General features: G+C 39.0%; 13 protein-coding genes and 2 pseudogenes. 5 read left to right on the top strand and 10 right to left on the bottom strand.

Annotation, left to right across the window (positions count from 1 at the left end; all coding sequences use genetic code 11):
- Positions 1-258 precede the first annotated feature (258 nt).
- Both CDG59_RS04025 and CDG59_RS04020 read right to left on the bottom strand, forming a co-directional pair.
- Positions 259-1,791 (bottom strand): pyridoxal phosphate-dependent decarboxylase family protein, encoded by a 1,533-nt coding sequence (locus CDG59_RS04025; RefSeq protein WP_005157918.1) that lies wholly within the window; start codon positions 1,789-1,791, stop codon positions 259-261.
- 3 nt (positions 1,792-1,794) lie between these two features.
- Positions 1,795-3,165: a diaminobutyrate--2-oxoglutarate transaminase gene (locus tag CDG59_RS04020; protein WP_005157920.1), complete on the bottom strand. Its 1,371-nt coding sequence runs from the start codon at positions 3,163-3,165 to the stop codon at positions 1,795-1,797.
- Between the two features lie 465 nt (positions 3,166-3,630).
- On the opposite strand from CDG59_RS04020, the gene CDG59_RS04015 reads away from it, so the two are divergent.
- Positions 3,631-4,332, top strand: coding sequence for an SIMPL domain-containing protein (locus CDG59_RS04015; protein ID WP_046739721.1), 702 nt, complete (start codon positions 3,631-3,633; stop codon positions 4,330-4,332).
- 36 nt (positions 4,333-4,368) lie between these two features.
- Here CDG59_RS04015 and CDG59_RS04010 read toward each other — a convergent pair whose 3' ends face one another.
- Positions 4,369-5,463 (bottom strand): fatty acid desaturase family protein, encoded by a 1,095-nt coding sequence (locus CDG59_RS04010; RefSeq protein ID WP_087543757.1) that lies wholly within the window; start codon positions 5,461-5,463, stop codon positions 4,369-4,371.
- Positions 5,464-5,477: 14 nt separating this feature from the next.
- Positions 5,478-6,545 carry a ferredoxin reductase gene (locus CDG59_RS04005; protein ID WP_087543755.1) on the bottom strand — a complete coding sequence of 356 codons (1,068 nt, stop codon included), beginning with the start codon at positions 6,543-6,545 and terminating at the stop codon, positions 5,478-5,480.
- A gap of 138 nt (positions 6,546-6,683) precedes the next feature.
- Between CDG59_RS04005 and fabR the strand changes: the two genes are divergently transcribed.
- From fabR to dps, 3 genes are all read left to right on the top strand, one after another.
- On the top strand, positions 6,684-7,382 hold the full coding sequence (fabR, locus tag CDG59_RS04000; RefSeq protein WP_004663232.1) for an HTH-type transcriptional repressor FabR: 699 nt from the start codon (positions 6,684-6,686) through the stop codon (positions 7,380-7,382).
- An 85-nt stretch (positions 7,383-7,467) separates the two neighbouring features.
- Complete coding sequence (locus tag CDG59_RS03995; protein WP_087543754.1) at positions 7,468-8,484, top strand: AI-2E family transporter; 1,017 nt, start codon at positions 7,468-7,470, stop codon at positions 8,482-8,484.
- A gap of 202 nt (positions 8,485-8,686) precedes the next feature.
- Positions 8,687-9,181 carry a DNA starvation/stationary phase protection protein Dps gene (dps, locus tag CDG59_RS03990; RefSeq protein WP_004663234.1) on the top strand — a complete coding sequence of 165 codons (495 nt, stop codon included), beginning with the start codon at positions 8,687-8,689 and terminating at the stop codon, positions 9,179-9,181.
- Between the two features lie 60 nt (positions 9,182-9,241).
- Here dps and rapA read toward each other — a convergent pair whose 3' ends face one another.
- Entirely contained in the window at positions 9,242-12,070 is a 2,829-nt protein-coding gene (gene rapA / locus CDG59_RS03985) for an RNA polymerase-associated protein RapA (RefSeq protein ID WP_087543752.1), read from the bottom strand.
- A gap of 186 nt (positions 12,071-12,256) precedes the next feature.
- Positions 12,257-12,901, bottom strand: a complete 645-nt coding sequence (locus tag CDG59_RS03980; protein ID WP_171294981.1) for an RluA family pseudouridine synthase — start codon at positions 12,899-12,901, stop codon at positions 12,257-12,259.
- A gap of 250 nt (positions 12,902-13,151) precedes the next feature.
- Between CDG59_RS03980 and CDG59_RS03975 the strand changes: the two are divergent.
- A pseudogene (locus CDG59_RS03975) lies at positions 13,152-13,349 on the top strand (DUF5713 family protein); the annotation flags it as partial.
- 46 nt (positions 13,350-13,395) lie between these two features.
- Here CDG59_RS03975 and hemL read toward each other — a convergent pair.
- The 4 genes and pseudogenes from hemL to CDG59_RS03955 all read right to left on the bottom strand — a co-directional run bounded on the left by hemL (position 13,396) and on the right by CDG59_RS03955 (position 16,229).
- On the bottom strand, positions 13,396-14,697 hold the full coding sequence (gene hemL / locus CDG59_RS03970) for a glutamate-1-semialdehyde 2,1-aminomutase (protein ID WP_087543748.1): 1,302 nt from the start codon (positions 14,695-14,697) through the stop codon (positions 13,396-13,398).
- A gap of 51 nt (positions 14,698-14,748) precedes the next feature.
- Entirely contained in the window at positions 14,749-15,360 is a 612-nt protein-coding gene (gene thiE, locus CDG59_RS03965; RefSeq protein ID WP_087543747.1) for a thiamine phosphate synthase, read from the bottom strand.
- Positions 15,361-15,406: 46 nt separating this feature from the next.
- A pseudogene (locus CDG59_RS03960) lies at positions 15,407-15,799 on the bottom strand (trypsin-like serine protease); the annotation flags it as partial.
- Between the two features lie 58 nt (positions 15,800-15,857).
- Positions 15,858-16,229, bottom strand: a complete 372-nt coding sequence (locus tag CDG59_RS03955) for a DUF962 domain-containing protein (protein WP_087543745.1) — start codon at positions 16,227-16,229, stop codon at positions 15,858-15,860.
- Positions 16,230-16,490: the final 261 nt, after the last annotated feature.

The following is a 16,490-nucleotide window of genomic DNA, read 5'->3' as shown; positions in this document are numbered from 1 at the left end:
AAATTTTACGGCCTTAGTAATGAAAACTATATGACAAATGTCTATGTAATATTAGTTTTAATCCGTCGACTTGGTTCTAAATGAAATAAAATCAGGTTTCCAATAGCCATTTACACGTCTATCTAAAGCTATTCCAAAAATTACTTGAGATTAAATTAAAGGTATATTCATATGAACTAAATCTTTCTAAGCTCAATTTCACAGACTAAAAAATAAAAAAGGCACATGAATGTGCCTTTCTCTTAGAAAGCAAATCGATTAGTCAATCGCTGGAACATAAGTTCCTGCAGCAATTGCATCTTTAATACGATCAGCCTCTGCCAACACAAGTGCAAGCAAGTTTTGAACGTTTTCAAGCGTTGCAACTGGGCTTAAAGTGGTCATCTTCAATGATTGAACATTACCCACTTTGGTTACACCAATATTCGCTTCGCCACGAGCAAACAATTCATCTGCCACGTTTTGGTTTAAGCTATCGATAAATTCAGCAGGATAAGCTTCTGGTACTACACGGAACAGGACTGAAGCGAATTGTGGTTCAACCAACAATTCAAGACCCGCTGTTGCTTTAATATAGTCAGCAACTTCACGTGTAAGTTTCACACCATGATCAATCATTGAACCATAAAGCTCTTCGCCTAATGCTTCAACTGTCATCCATAATTTCAATGCATCGAAACGACGTGTCGTTTGTAATGATTTAGATACAAGGTTAGGTACACCATGTTCTTCATCATAAGCAGAGTTTAAATATTCTGCTTCATAATGCATAAAGCGATAGTTTGCTTCGTCTTTCAACAAGAAAGCGCCACAGCTAATGCTTTGGAAATAATGCTTATGGAAATCAAGTGTGATTGAGTCGGATAATTCAATACCATCTAACATTGCACGATGGTCATTGGAAAGAATCAGTGCACCACCCCAAGCCGCATCAATATGCATCCATGAACCATACTTGGTGGTAATTTCACGGATTTTCTTGAGCGGATCAATCGCACCCGCATCGGTTGTACCTGCTGTCGCTACCACACATGCTACGATTTTGCCTTCAGCCTGAAGATGCGCCATGGTTTTTTCTAGTGCATCAACATCCATCTGTGCATTTTCGTTCACAGGAACAGTGACAACAGACTGGAAACCCATCCCCATCATTGCCATGTTCTTTTGCACAGAGAAATGTGCATTTTCAGAACAGATGACTTTGACGTTCTTCATTGCTTCTGCTGGGATCCCATCACGCTGAACCGACCACGGCTTGCCGTTTTCGTCTTGCCAGTTTTTCGAGATGCACCAGTCACGCGCCAGTAACACACCCATCAGGTTTGATTGTGTTCCACCTGAAGTGAATACACCTGCTTGACCTGCGCCATAGCCCACTTTTTGACGTAACCAATCAATAAGCTGAACTTCCATCAATGAACCCGCAGGGCTTTGATCCCATGAATCCATAGATTGGTTCGTTGCATTGATTAACACTTCCGCAATTTGGCTCATCACCATCGTTGGGCAATGCAAATGTGCAAGTGAATGTGGATGATGTACTTTTAAACTTTTGTTGAGGAAAAGCTCAACCATACGTTGTAATGATTGTTGTACACCTAAACCTTCTTTTGATGGATTAAAAGAAATTGCTGCACGCAAATCTTTAATACTTCCACCTGTGTACATTTTATCATTTTGCAACCATGCTGAAACGGCTTTCACCGCTTCGCCCATTGCTGACTGATAGTCAGCAATGGATTGTGCATCATTGCAGAGTAACGCTTTACGATGTTCTGCAAAATCAACCATGGATTAGCCTCGTACTGCTTTTAATGCTTCAGCAACAGCTTTTTTGAAGCGTGCAACCACTTCAACACATTCGTCTTGATTGATGATAAGTGGGCAAAGTAAACGAATTACAGTACCGTTACGACCACCTTTCTCAAGTAAAAGTTTATTGTTGAAACAAGCTGTTTGAATTGCCGCAGCTAATTGTGCATCAGCAGGAAGTGAACCCATATGATCAGCTGGTTTACGCTCATCAACGATTTCAACGCCGATCATCAAACCACGACCACGGACATTACCAATACATGGGAATTCTTGAGCTAACTTTTTGAATTCAGCTTGTAAGAAGTCACCACGCTCTTGCGCATTTTGAGCTAGGTTTTGTTCAGAAATAGTTTTTAGAACCATTAAACCTGTACCCATTGCCAACTGGTTGCCACGGAAAGTACCCGTGTGACCTGCTGGCTGCCAAGCATCAAACTTACGCTTAATACCCAGTACCGCAAGTGGTAAACCACCACCCACAGCTTTTGACATCACCACAACATCAGGCTCGATACCTGCATGTTCAAAGGCAAACATTTTACCTGAACGTGCAAAACCAGCTTGAACTTCGTCCAAAATTAAAACGATGTTGTGCTTTTCAGTCACTTCACGAATTTTTTGTAACCACTTAACAGGTGCAGTTACGACACCGCCTTCACCTTGAATTGCTTCAAGAATCACAGCAGCAGGTTTCGTTACACCACTTTCAACATCTTCGATGAAATTTTCAAAGAAGTAAGTCAAAGCATCAACACCTGCTTCACCACCTAAACCAAGTGGGCAACGATATTCATGTGGATATGGCATAAACTGAACGCCAGGCATCAGACCATTCACGGCATTTTTAGCACTCAAGTTACCTGTCATAGACAGTGAACCATGAGTCATACCGTGGTATCCACCTGAAAAACTGATCACAGAACTACGACCAGTATATGTTTTAGCAAGTTTAATCGCCGCTTCTGTAGCATCTGCACCAGATGGTCCACAGAATTGTAGGCAATATTCTTCTTGACCGCCTGGCAAATGAGCCAAAAGCGCTTCAGTAAACGCATCTTTTAAAGGAGTCGTTAAGTCTAAAGTATGCAATGGCAAACCGCTTGCCAATGTATCTTGAATACTTTGAATCACCGCAGGATGATTATGGCCCAAAGCCAATGTCCCTGCCCCAGCTAAACAATCAAGGTACTCTGTACCTTCAACATCAGTAACCCAACAGCCTTGTGCTTTTGCTATCGCTAACGGTAATTTACGTGGATAACTACGAACATTCGATTCCATCTGACTTTGGCGAGTCAGATAATATTCGTTAGTTGCATTAGCGGCAGGATTTACGGAAGTAACGCTCATATCGAATTACCATCTCTGATATGGGTAAAAGAAATAAGTCTGGTGACTTGCGGTCGTTTGACTCGGTGCTTTTTAGAATCTAGTCAGACACAAATTTTATATCTTTCAACTAGGAGCGAGATGATACCTAATTTTGAAATAAAATAAACTCTTTTTATGCCTGACATTCATCTAATATTATTGAAAAAATGCTTCATTCCAATAACTATGATGAATTATCATCATACTATGTGACAAGCTAAAGAAAGTAAGCTTTTTTTAACAGCCTTAATTTTTTTAGATAAATGGTCAAATATATAAAGCTAATCATTTAATTTTAAATATTTTTTAATTAATTTTTCTGTTGCAAAACACTGTTAATATATTACAAAGACACCACAAAATATGCAAAAGTTCCCCATCAGTTGTTTCTAATATCAGACTTGTAAAAATAAATGTTTAATACCAAATTTTAAGGAATTTTTTATGCGAACTTTAGCACTTGCAACATTAATGATCGGAGCTGCACTTAGCCCAAGCCTTTTTGCTCATGAGACTGAAAACTTGAACTATAATATTGTGAATATCCAAGCAGATGCAGCACGCCAAGTTGCCAATGATGAAATGCGTGCTGTGCTTTATATTGAAAGAAGCAATAAGCAACCCGCAGAGCTTTCGAATCAAATCAATCAATTAATGAATCAAGCGCAAGCTATTTCACGTAAATACACACAAGTAAAAGTCGAAACAGGTGCTCAAAGTACTTACCCTATTTACGACAACGATAATAATAAGTTAAAAGAATGGCGCGCACGCGCAGAAATCCAAATTGAAAGTAAAGACTTTAAAGCAGCAAGCCAGTTGATTAGTGAACTTCAACAGAGCTTTCAGACTCAATCGATTAGTTTTAGCGTATCTGACGAACAACGTAAAAAAGTTGAAAATGAACTGATGATTGAAGCTTCTAAAAACTTTCAGCAACGCGCACAAGCGATTACCCAAGCTTGGAATAAAACGCAATATAATCTTGTCAGTTTAAATTTGAATACAAGTAATTATTTCCCTCAACCAATGATGCGTGGTGGGATGGCAAAATTTGCGATGGCTGAGGCAGCTCCAGCACAAGACATGGCGGCTGGTGAATCCAAAATCACGGTTAGCGCCAATGGGTCGATTCAGTTTAAATAAAATCGTAGGAGCGTATCGCATACGCTCTCCTAACATTTATTTTTTTAACGGCAAGGCATATTTAAAAATACGCCCGACCACTTCACCGAATTGTTTTACAAAGCTAGCATTGTTGTAATTCAAACCATATTTTTTACAAACCGCTTCAACTTTCGGTGCAATTTGGCGATAGCGGCGAGCGGGAATATCTGGGTATAAGTGATGTTCAATTTGATGGCTCAAATGTCCTGTCAAAATATGAAATGCTTCTGAACCTTTTAAATTAGAAGAACCACGAATTTGACGCATGTACCAATGACCGCGACTTTCATTCTGTAAAACAGTTTTTGGGAAGACCTCAGCATCTTTAGTAAAATGACCACAAAAAATAATACTAAAAGTCCAAATATTACGAATCCCATTAGCAACTAAATTTCCAGTAAAAACTGGGATCGCTGAAGGTCCTGCAATCAATGGGAAAAACACATAATCTTTAAAAAGTTGCTTCGCTATTTTTTTCTGCGCTGGTTGCCATTCTCGTTTAAATTGCGTCATTGATTTACGCTTATAAATCACTTTGCCGAGTTCAAGATTTTGAATCGCAACTCCCCACTGGAATAATAAGCTGAATGGCACGATATAAATCGGTTGAATTAAAGTAAACTTTGTCCAGCGTTGTTCTGGAAATAAGCGAAATACACCATAACCCACATCATCATCCATACCTTTCACATTGGTATAAGTGTGATGTTTGTAATTATGCGTTTGACGCCAATTATCTGAGGTTCCAACGGTATCCCATTCGTAAGTCTGACCGTTAAACTTCGGATCATTCATCCAGTCATATTGTCCATGCATCACATTATGACCTAACTCCATGTTTTCCATAATTTTGGCAAAACCCAATAGCCCCGTTCCTAACAACCATGCTGGTGGAAACCATCCTGCAAACAACAAAGCTCGTCCGAGTAAGCTGCTATAACGGATTGAGGAATAAACACGGCGAATATACTTCGCATCTTTTTCGCCTAAGTCATCCAATACTTCTTGCTTGATCTGATCTAATTCTCGAGCAAAAACATCTAATTCTGAAGCAGTTAAATCACGATTTTTTGGATTTTTAAAATATTCAATTTTAACAGGCATATTCATAATTAATTTCTCATTTATAGATCAATCACTAGATCAGACTGAGCGGAATTTACACAAATTTTTAATAGTTGAGCAGGTTCATGATTCGCTGAACCATTCAACAAATTCTTCGTTGAGCCTTGTGCTTTAGTGCAGGCGCATTTATTACAAATGCCCATACGACAACCATGATTAGGTTTAATCCCTTGATGTTCCAAACTAGAAAGAATGGATTGCCCTTTAGGTATCGCAACCATTTTGTTGGATTGAGTCAATCTCACATTTATAAAACCAGTTTCCGAAGCATCCACATCAAATTGGCTTAAACTAAAAGCTTCGGTTTGAAGCAAAGCAGCACAAGAAAATAATTTTTCTGCTGTACTCACAAAACCCGATGGACCACAGGCATATACAGTGGTTTCATTTAAAGCTGAAATTTGATCAACATAACTCTGGTTCAAACGTTGATCTTGCTCTTGGGTATAAAAAATTTGATAACTGAAATGAGGAAAGTTTTCCGCTGTTTCTTTTAAATATTCAGCATAGGCTGCATCGGCCTGAGTTTTCACCCAATACATCAACTGTACAGATGTCGTCGAAAGCAGCTTACTTTGACTCAAACTTTCGATCAGGCTCAGCATCGGGGTAATGCCGCTACCTGCTGCAAGTAATAACAAGTTAGGAGTTTGAATATGCTGCTGCATATCGCCATAAGGTTGCCCTAAATAGACAATATCCTCTACTTTAGATTGCTCAACCAACCATGAACTCACCAAACCTTGATCAACTTTTTTGACGGTTAAACAGAGATGATCTGCATCTAATTGCATCAAGCTATACGTGCGTTCGTAATGACGCCCTGCTATTTCAACGGTGACAGGATGATGTTGTCCTGCTGCACCGCGTTGTACATGACGATTGCATTGCAAAATAAGACTCACCGTATCTTTAGCTACCGTTTGTTTTTTTACAACTTTGGCGAGTGATTGATTCAAAGACCACAGTGGATTGATTTTTTGTAGCCAAAAATTGGCATCATGGTTCGTAATTACGCTTTGGGCTATTGAATTGAATAGAGAAATTCTCTTTTCGACTGCTTGCATGAGCGGGAACTCTGATCATTTTTTAATTATTATACATATGTATATATATTTGTATATATATTCGTATAAGAATTTACATTTCCCAAGTAGTCAGACAATCGCTATAATCCCGAGTAGCTTACTTATATTTTGAAAATAATGGTTCAGTCTTCTACTTTTTTACCGCTCGGTCATGACACACTAAATGAACAAGATGTCATTGCTATGAAATCTCCTGTACGTTCGGTTGGTAGAAAAGCAACCATTACTAAAGAAGAACTTTTTCAGGCGACACTGAATTTAATTGGTCCACAGAAAAGTATTGCATCTTTGAGCTTACGTGAAGTAGCGCGTGAAGCAGGCATTGCACCGAATAGTTTTTATCGACATTTTAAAGATATTGATGAACTGGCTATCGCTCTCATCGATCGTGCAGGTTTGGTATTACGTAAAATCATTCGCGAAGCGCGTTTGCAGGCATCTATGCAGCAAAGCATTATTCGAAGTTCAGTTGAAGTTTTTATTCAACAGTTAGATGCCGATGAAGGTTACCTCAGCTTATTATTACGCGAAGGATATACGGGCTCAACCTCATATAAACTCGCTGTAGACCGTCAGCTAAATTTCTTTCAGCAAGAATTACAAGAAGACCTGATTCGCCTAGAACAAATGAATAATAGTAAAATCAGTCATGCTGACATTGCGGCTAAAGCGATTACCCAATTGGTATTCAATATGGGTGCAAAAGTGATTGATTTACCTGCTGAACAACGAACTGACGTTGCAGAGCAAACCATGGTAATGATTCGTATGATTTTAGAAGGTGCCCGTCATTTCGATAAAATGGAAATTGATTAAGCAATTTCATCAGCATAGACTATCTTCATTTGGGATATATCTTTGTCATTTATCATAACTATAAGCAAATTTAGGCATACAGATCATGATCCTTCTCAATGACCGTCAAAGTATCATCGCCAGTTTTATTCTGATGTTTTTATTTTTAATGATGGTCATTCCCCTGCATTTGTTGCCTAGTTTTTTTGCAGGTTTCTTGATTTTCGAAATTATTAACAGTCTAAGCTCAATTGTTGAAAAACATATTGATGGACAACGTGCGCGTATCTTTATCAGTATTATTCTTGGAATTTTGACCACATTTTTGATTGGATTTTTTATTACTAGTTTAATTAGCTTTGTGATCTATGATTTAAAAGGAACAGGTCTTAACTCGTTTAACTTTAAGATTGATCAAACTCTCATTAAATTCCAAGCTGAAATGAGTCAATATGTCCCTGGTTATCTTCCTCATAGTGTTGCAGATATCAAGAATCAGATTTTGTCCTTCATCAAGAATAATATTTCGATTGTTAAAAATACAGGTACCGATATTCTGCATAACTTAGCGACCATGCTGATCGGTTTAATTGTAGGTATCTTGGTTTCAATTCAGAACTTTAAGCAGCACGCACCACAACCTGTCTTTAAAGCTGCTATTTTACATCGTATTCAGAAGCTTTCGATTTCATTTAAAAATGTCGTCTTTGCTCAAGTAAAAATCTCTTTAATCAATACAGCACTATTTATCATTTTTGTTTTTATCGTTTTGCCTCTATTCCATATCCATTTACCTTTTGCTAAAACACTGACTATTTTGACCTTCATTTTTGGTCTTTTACCTATTATTGGTAACTTAATTTCTAATACTTTAATTATTATGGCTGGCTTAACCATTTCACTCTCAGTAGCAGCCATCGCTTTAGCATATTTAGTCATCATTCATAAACTTGAATATTTCGTAAATGCAAAAATCATTGGTACAAAAATTAATGCAAGTGCATGGGAAGTACTTTTGGCTATGCTCATTTTTGAATCGATTTTCGGATTAAGTGGCTTAATCGTTGCACCGATTTTTTACGCTTACATTAAATTAGAATGCAAAGATGCTGGTTTGATCTGAATTATATTCGGGCTATTCAGATTCAATAGATCAATTTATCATTGCGACTGATTTAGCAAAGTAATAAAAAGAAAAATGATGATAAGGAAAATTACAAAAGCCTTGCGAATTAAAACATTCATTCAGGCATTCTGCGCTTAAGCTAGAACAGAATGGTTTTTATTCACAATGTTTCATTACATTATAATTGAATGAGGTAACTATGAATTCTTCAGCAGCGGCTTTGAAAGTATATACTCGTAATAATTTAGATGATTCTATCAAAGAAGCCACCGTTAAAATTTTAAATCAAATTCTTGCAAATCTTATTGATCTATCATTGCTTACCAAACAAGCGCATTGGAATATGCGGGGTAGTAATTTTATTGCGGTACATGAAATGTTAGATATGTTCCGTACTTCATTGATCACCCATTTAGACAATGTCGCAGAGCGTGCGGTACAGATTGGTGGAACAGCGCTCGGAACAACCCAAACGGTTTCAGAGACCTCACATCTCAAGCCTTACCCTGTTGCAATCCATGCAGTGCAAGATCACTTAAAAGAGCTAGCTGATCGTTATGGTGTCGTTGCAAATCATCTTCGAGATACAATCGAGCAAATTAAAGATCCAATCTCTGAAGATATTATCCATGCAGCACTCGAAGATCTGGATCAATATTTATGGTTCTTAGAAGCCAATATCGATCAAAATTAAGTATATTCACGATATAAAAAAGAGGACGATTGGTCCTCTTTCTTATTACATCAGTCGTAATTATGGTTTAACTACAACTAAGACTTGAATCGCTTCTGGAGTCACAGAAAGACCATCTAATAAGCTTAGACCCTCTTTCTGGAACTTTTGTAAACGCTCAATTTCATCTTGACGAATACTTGGGTTAAATTGCTTAAGATAAGTTAAACGGTCAATTTCATATTGCCATTTGCTGCCATAATGCTCTTTGGCTTGTTGCATCAATTCAGGTAAAGAGGTTTTGGCAATATCTAAAGCTTGTGCGTAACGCTGTTCAATTACATCACGGCGTGCTTTCACAACTTGACGGCAGCTATTACCATCGAGATGATGCAAATATGGGCGTAAAATACTTGGATCGATCTTGGCAGATAAATCTTGACCTGTTTCACTCAGTAATACGCGAATCAATTGCTTCGGCAAACTTGACGGTAAGTTCAACCCTTTTGGTGCAACTACATCGACCTTAAACCAAACTTCGAGTAAGACCGAACCTTGTTTTAACGCATTCGATTTAAGTAATGCAACGTTAGTACTACCAAATGATTGTGTGCGGATCATTTCCATCACACTTTCAATAAATGGGTGTTCCAAGGTCAAATATTGTGCATCTTCACGGATTTGAGCCTGATCACGATAGAAAGTTGCTGTCATGCCTTCTTCGTCCAAGGTAATGCCTTGAACTTGCATTTGATCCGTTGGTTTGATGATCACCGTACCATTGCTTTGCTCATCAAAGTCAATATTGGTCGATGACATGAAACGCTTCACAAACATTGGCAAAGTCGTGTTGTCATCATAGTCTTCAAGTGCTTGTACAATGCCCTGCGCAACGACTGGGCGACAAGAGTTGTACTCAAGCAAACGATCACGACCCGCTTGTAACTCAGCTTCCAAAGCTTGTCGTTGTACATTCACTTCTTCAAGTAAATCCTCAAACGTCTGACCTTGATCAGCCAATAAACAGTCTTTCAATTCAACAATAAAGTTCTCTTGCAGCGTTTGCGCCGTCGGAGAAATACTGCTGAAAATATTCAATGCTTCATTATACCAACGGAACATACGCTCTTGCGCTGTACCGATCAAATATGGCACGTGAATTTGAATGCGATTTTCCTGACCAATACGATCTAAACGACCAATACGTTGTTCAAGTACGTCAGGGTTTGCAGGTAAATCAAATAGGATCAAGTCACTGGCAAACTGGAAGTTACGTCCTTCTGAACCAATTTCCGAACAGAGAAGAATCTGAGCACCGTAACTGTCTTCGGCAAAGTATGCCGCAGCTTGGTCACGTTCCAATAAGCTCATGCCCTCATGGAACATGGCAGTACGAATACCTGCATGTAAACGCAATACATTTTCAAGTGCTTCAACTACTGGTCCACTACGTGCAATCAACAAGACTTTTTTATGTTTTAAATCTTTGCGTAGAACTTCCATCAACCATGGCACACGAGGATCATTTTCCATCCAAGCACCATCGAGTTGACCTTCTTCTGGCCACATTTGCTCTCGCATTTTGCCATCAAATGACCAGTCTTCTGGTGCTGGTAAAGGCGCTGGCTGGCAATCACGACCTGGGAAACCTTGAATCGCTTCACGTGTGTTACGGAATAAAATACGACCTGTACCGTGACGGTCTAACAACTCGTGAATCGCACGCATACGCTGTTCAGGCTGATCATCAATACGATGACCCAATAAACCATCCAGAGCAGCAAGATGTTCTTCAGTCAATGCTTCATCTGACATTAAGACTTCAGCAACTTTAGCTGTTTGCTGATATTGTTCTTCTTCGTCAAGGAAACGATCTAAACTACTAAAACGTTGCGGATCAAGTAAACGTAAACGTGCAAAATGACTTTCAACACCGAGTTGTTCAGGCGTTGCCGTAAGAAGTAAGACACCCGCTGTTTGTTCAGCCAACTCTTCGACAAGATCATAACGATCATTACCGCCTTCTTCTTCACTCCACATTAAATGGTGTGCTTCATCGACTACCAGTAAATCAAACCCTGCCTCCACAGCTTGCTCACGCAAATCATCATGGTCAACCATTAAATCAACACTGGCAATAATGCATTGCTCAGTCAGGAATGGGTTGAGATCAGGATCATGTTCTTTGATCGAAGCGGTACGTGTTAAATCAAACAGGGAGAATTGCAAATTGAAACGACGACGCATTTCAATCATCCACTGATACTGTAATGAATCAGGCACTAAAATCAGGATACGCTCTGAACGTCCTGTTTTCAGTTGTTGATGAATAATCAAACCCGCTTCAATGGTTTTACCTAAACCGACTTCATCGGCTAACAATACGCGTGGTGCAAAACGTTTACCCACTTCATGTGCGATATACAGTTGATGTGGAATCAAACCCACACGCGCACCTAGAAAACCACGTAAAGGACTGGTATGCATTTTCGCTTGCAATAACATCGCTTCAATACGAAGGTCATACCATTCTTTATAATCAATTTGGCTCGCTAACAAACGCTCTAAAGGTTTTGATAGCTGAATTTGTGCACCGATACGGGTTTCGTTCAATGACTTACGTTCTTGTTCGCCATTTTCTAGGCTACGAACAACATCATAACGCAGCACGCCATGACGATCTTCAACCGATTCAACAATCCACTTAACACCTTCTTGATCTTGCACTTCATCTTTGACATTAAAGATGATACGAGACAAAGGCGCATTGTTACGTGCATAGACACGAGTTTCATCACTTTTCGGGAATAAAATACTGATAGAACGTTCATCTACATCAATAAGAACACCTAGACCGAGTTCAGTTTCTGTATCTGATAACCAACGTTGACCAATAGCAAACGGCTGCAATTTATTCCACCTTTTTTCATGTTAGCCCACATATTGCATGCCTTAAACTGATGAAAGTTTAAGCTACTTTATGTAGTTTTAAATTTAGTATTATGGTGAAAATGAATCACCAAATAACCTTAATATTTTGACATAAAGCTGACTGAAATAGCGCGCTTTACATCTAGTTTGATAAAAAAAATACGATTAAAACGGCACTGGGTAGTCAAAACTGAGTTGAGTGCCTGTTTTAGGATGAGTGAAGCTAAGTTGTGTTGCATGAAGACACAAACGTGCATAAAGCTGTTGCTGTTCAGGAGTTGCATATAAGGTATCTCCTAGTATTGGATGACCTAGATATTGCATATGCACACGAAGTTGGTGTGAACGGCCTGTAATCGGAATCAATTTAACTCGGGTTACTGCTTGTCCTTGAATTTCGAAATGCTCAATGGCTTGCCATTCGGTTAATGCAGGTTTGTGATGTGCTGCATCAGCGATATGTAATGGCGGACGACTTGGATCATAAATCACAGGAATATCAACTGTGCCCTGACCCTCTAAATGACCAGCAACCAAAGCTTGATAAATTTTTGAGGTTTGACGGTCTTGGAATTGACGTGAAATATTGCTCTGTCCAAATTTGGATAAACCAAACACCAAAATGCCTGAGGTATCTCGATCTAAACGATGAATGAGTAAAGTTTTCGGTTCTAATTTTAATAAACGATTGATCAGACAGTCTTGTAAATCGGGTGTTTTCCCTGGCACTGTCAGAAGCCCAGCAGGTTTATGGATCACCATAAAATCTTCATCACGATGAATCAAATGTTCACTTAGAAAATCACTCAAGGTAGCCTTCCAACGACTGGATGAAAACAAGCGGGCAATCATAAAAAGCTTGAAGAGAAATTACAATCAAATTTTAGCTAACTCGGTTATTTTTTAGCATGACTCACATTTAAGTCCCAAATAATACTGATCGTTTTCTCTAAACGGTGTATGTCACCACGAACTCAATAGTTTTAAATAAAGTTTTTTAAATTTGATTTGATATCAATATCGAAATTACAAAAAATAAAGTAACTTAACCCAGCCCAAAACTTTGGCAGAACTCTATGTTTTGACTCATGCAACAACTGAGCAATTTAATGAGTTGCAAGAAGAGTTTTGGGAAAAAGAAAGTGAAATCGAAACGGCAGCACGAGAAGCAATTGCGCATGATTTTGATGTGATTGCTGGCGCTTATGGGTTTACTGATGCAGATATAGAAGAGCTTATAGCAACACGAGATTGGTAATTTTTGTAAAGCAAGCACACTCAGTAGTGTGCTTGCTTTTTATATTTTAGCCTTTCATCTCTGCAAAAGTTTCTCTTGCTGCTTGAATGGTCTCTGCAATATCTTGATCTGAATGCATAGACGAAATAAATCCTGCTTCAAATGCAGATGGTGCAAGATAGACACCACGCTTTAACATTCCATGGAAGAACCTCTTAAATGCTTCAACATCACAAGCTAACATCGAATCAAAGCTGGTAATGTCCTCTTGATCGGTGAAATACAAACCGAACATGCCACCGACTTGCTGAGTTTTAAATGGAATACACGCTTCATCTGCCGCAGCTTGTAACCCTGCAAGTAATTTTGCGAGCTGTGCAGCGAGCTTGTCATAAAATTCAGGTTCACGGAGATGCTTGAACATCGCGATACCAGCACGCATTGCCAATGGATTCCCTGACAATGTACCTGCTTGATAAACACCGCCTAAAGGTGCGATGCATTCCATTATTTCACGTTTGCCGCCAAAAGCACCGACTGGTAAGCCTGCACCAATAATTTTTCCTAAAGTGGTTAAATCTGGTTTTACATTATAAACAGATTGTGCGCCACCTAAAGCAACACGGAAACCTGTCATCACTTCATCAATAATAAATACCGATTTGTACTCATCGCAAACATCACGAATCGCTTGTAAGAAGCCGTTGATTGGCGTCACCAAGTTCATATTGCCTGCCACAGGCTCAATGATGACTCCTGCAATTTCATGACCAAACTTGCTAAAGCATTCTTTTAAAGCTTCAATATTGTTATATGGCAAGGTTAAGGTATGTTTTGCAAAATCAGCAGGTACGCCTTTTGAAGTTGGTTCACCTTCACCTAAAGTGAGTAAACCTGAGCCTGCTTTCACCAATAACGAATCTGAATGACCATGGTAACAGCCTTCAAATTTTACGATTTTGTCACGTCCAGTATAACCACGCGCCAAACGAATCGCGGTCATAGTCGCTTCAGTTCCTGAACTGGTCATACGAACCATTTCGATCGAAGGCATAATTTCGCAAATCGTGTCTGCCAAAGTGGTTTCATGCACGGTTGGTGCACCAAAACTTAGGCCATCTTCTGCTGCGGTTTGTACCGCTTTGATAATATCGGGGTGCGCATGACCTAAAATCATTGGTCCCCATGAACCAACATAATCCACATAACGCTTACCATCAACATCCCACAAGTACGCACCTTTTGCCTTTTCAATAAAGACAGGCGTACCACCCACACCGTTAAATGCACGTACAGGTGAGTTAACACCACCTGGAATATGTTTATTTGCTTGTTTAAATAACTGTTCTTGCTTTGGAGATAAACTCATAAAAGACTCAACCTAGAATCGAAGAATAAAATGTCGAAACGATGCAAAAAATTATGCAAATAACTTTGCCCATGCATTTACACGAGCAGGAATTTCGGCTGTTGATCGCCCTAATATATCACTAATTACCGCACAAAGGCTTGCTCCTGCCTCGATGACCACTTGGGAATTTTCAACGGTCAAACCACCAATGGCACATATTGGTACTTCAAACGTCTGCTTTGCTTGTTGAATGACTGCAATTCCAACATTACCTGCTTCAGGTTTAGTTGAAGTGGCATAGACTGCGCCAAAGGCCACATAAGTTGCACCTTCAGCAATTGCCTTTTCAGCCAGTTCTAAGGAGTTTAAGCAAGTGCGCCCAATAATCACACCCTCTGGTAGACGTGCAGTCGCATCGATAATTTCACCATCAGATTGTCCAAGATGTACGCCTAAAGCAAATTGTTCTGCCAAAGCTAAATCATCATTAATTACAAATGGAACTTGGTATTTTTCACAAAGTGCTTTGATTTGTTGCACTTCGGATGGTTGAGCTACTCTTGCCACTTTTTTACGGCGATATTGTAAAATAGCAATATTCCCCGTCGCCAAAGCCACATCTAATTTTTCTAATAATAATTGGAGGGGATCATCATTGGTAATCAGATAAAGACCGCGCATAGTTCAAACTCATCAATTTCATGTATTAAAGTATAAAGCAAAAATATTACGCACTTTTAATAAAGCGCCCACGTGTAATTGCTAATATTACGAATAATAAAATCATGAAAATACCGACACTTCCACCACCTGATTGATTTGTTTGGCTAGTTTTTTGTTCTGGAATAGTACTTGGATGCAGATAGTTGTTTATCCAATCAGAGTAATTTGTAACTCGCGTATAAACACCAGGATAACCCACCTTGGCACAACCGACACCCCAACTTGCAATCCCAAGCAGATATGGCTTTTCTAAATTGTTTATCGTTAAACCTGCACCGCTATCACCATAACAAGCATCTGTAAAACCGCCCCCTGCACTGGCGAGCATCCGTATGGCAGCTTGGGTAATTGATGTGCCAGTATGCAATAAAATGACCGTGGTATTGGCAATTAGAATTTAGCCATAACCCTACGGGACAGTAGATGTCGTTTATCGTATTAAAGAAAAATATTTTTTAAGAATCAATTTTATCAAACTGACGATCAACCAAACTCAAACGCCCACGTGCAACGTCTGATAGCATCTTCCAATCCGAAATAAAGCTATAAAATGGTTGTTTAAAGCTAGCAGGTTTATTGTGTTCAAAGAAAAAATGCCCCACCCAAGCGCAGGCATAGCCTGAGACTAAGCCATACGCGAAGTATTTTGCTTTACGCTGACGGATTGCTTTACTAAAGAAATATAAGCCAATTGAACTACCGATCACGTGTAAACGGCGGCTCGTGATACTCCGATGCTCTGTCAGGTAGAAATAATAGAATTCATTATAATTTTTAATCGGTAATGAAAATTCCACTGGCTTATTTATCTTGGCTGGTGCATTCATTTCTTGATCATCCTAATTGTGCAAGATTGTTCACACGTTAATTCATTTTTTGCACAAAATAAAGTCATTAGGTGTCATCGTATCCAGACTTAAAACAACTTTACAATCATTCTTGAGGTCAACCCGTTATACTCATTTTATATTTATCATTCTTTGCGCTCAGGAGTCATAACATCATGGAAATAGAGGTGGTCCCACTTGTTTGAACAACTAAAAGCGTATTTATAAGTGATATTCCGCTCTAGTTAAGCCACCTTGTTT

Source organism: Acinetobacter sp. WCHA29 (assembly GCF_002165335.1).
Lineage (GTDB): Bacteria > Pseudomonadota > Gammaproteobacteria > Pseudomonadales > Moraxellaceae > Acinetobacter.
Note: the sequence above shows the minus strand (reverse complement) of the source record. Positions and strands in the feature narration are given on the sequence as shown.

Bases quoted from the DNA above. Each gene is read 5' to 3' on its own strand.
- CDG59_RS04025 (WP_005157918.1), bottom strand. From the start codon at position 1,791: ATGGTTGATTTTGCAGAACATCGTAAAGCGTTACTCTGCAATGATGCA.
- CDG59_RS04020 (WP_005157920.1), bottom strand. From the start codon at position 3,165: ATGAGCGTTACTTCCGTAAATCCTGCCGCTAATGCAACTAACGAATAT.
- CDG59_RS04015 (WP_046739721.1), top strand. From the start codon at position 3,631: ATGCGAACTTTAGCACTTGCAACATTAATGATCGGAGCTGCACTTAGC.
- CDG59_RS04010 (WP_087543757.1), bottom strand. From the start codon at position 5,463: ATGAATATGCCTGTTAAAATTGAATATTTTAAAAATCCAAAAAATCGT.
- CDG59_RS04005 (WP_087543755.1), bottom strand. From the start codon at position 6,545: ATGCAAGCAGTCGAAAAGAGAATTTCTCTATTCAATTCAATAGCCCAA.
- fabR (WP_004663232.1), top strand. From the start codon at position 6,684: ATGGTTCAGTCTTCTACTTTTTTACCGCTCGGTCATGACACACTAAAT.
- CDG59_RS03995 (WP_087543754.1), top strand. From the start codon at position 7,468: ATGATCCTTCTCAATGACCGTCAAAGTATCATCGCCAGTTTTATTCTG.
- dps (WP_004663234.1), top strand. From the start codon at position 8,687: ATGAATTCTTCAGCAGCGGCTTTGAAAGTATATACTCGTAATAATTTA.
- hemL (WP_087543748.1), bottom strand. From the start codon at position 14,697: ATGAGTTTATCTCCAAAGCAAGAACAGTTATTTAAACAAGCAAATAAA.
- thiE (WP_087543747.1), bottom strand. From the start codon at position 15,360: ATGCGCGGTCTTTATCTGATTACCAATGATGATCCCCTCCAATTATTA.
- CDG59_RS03955 (WP_087543745.1), bottom strand. From the start codon at position 16,229: ATGAATGCACCAGCCAAGATAAATAAGCCAGTGGAATTTTCATTACCG.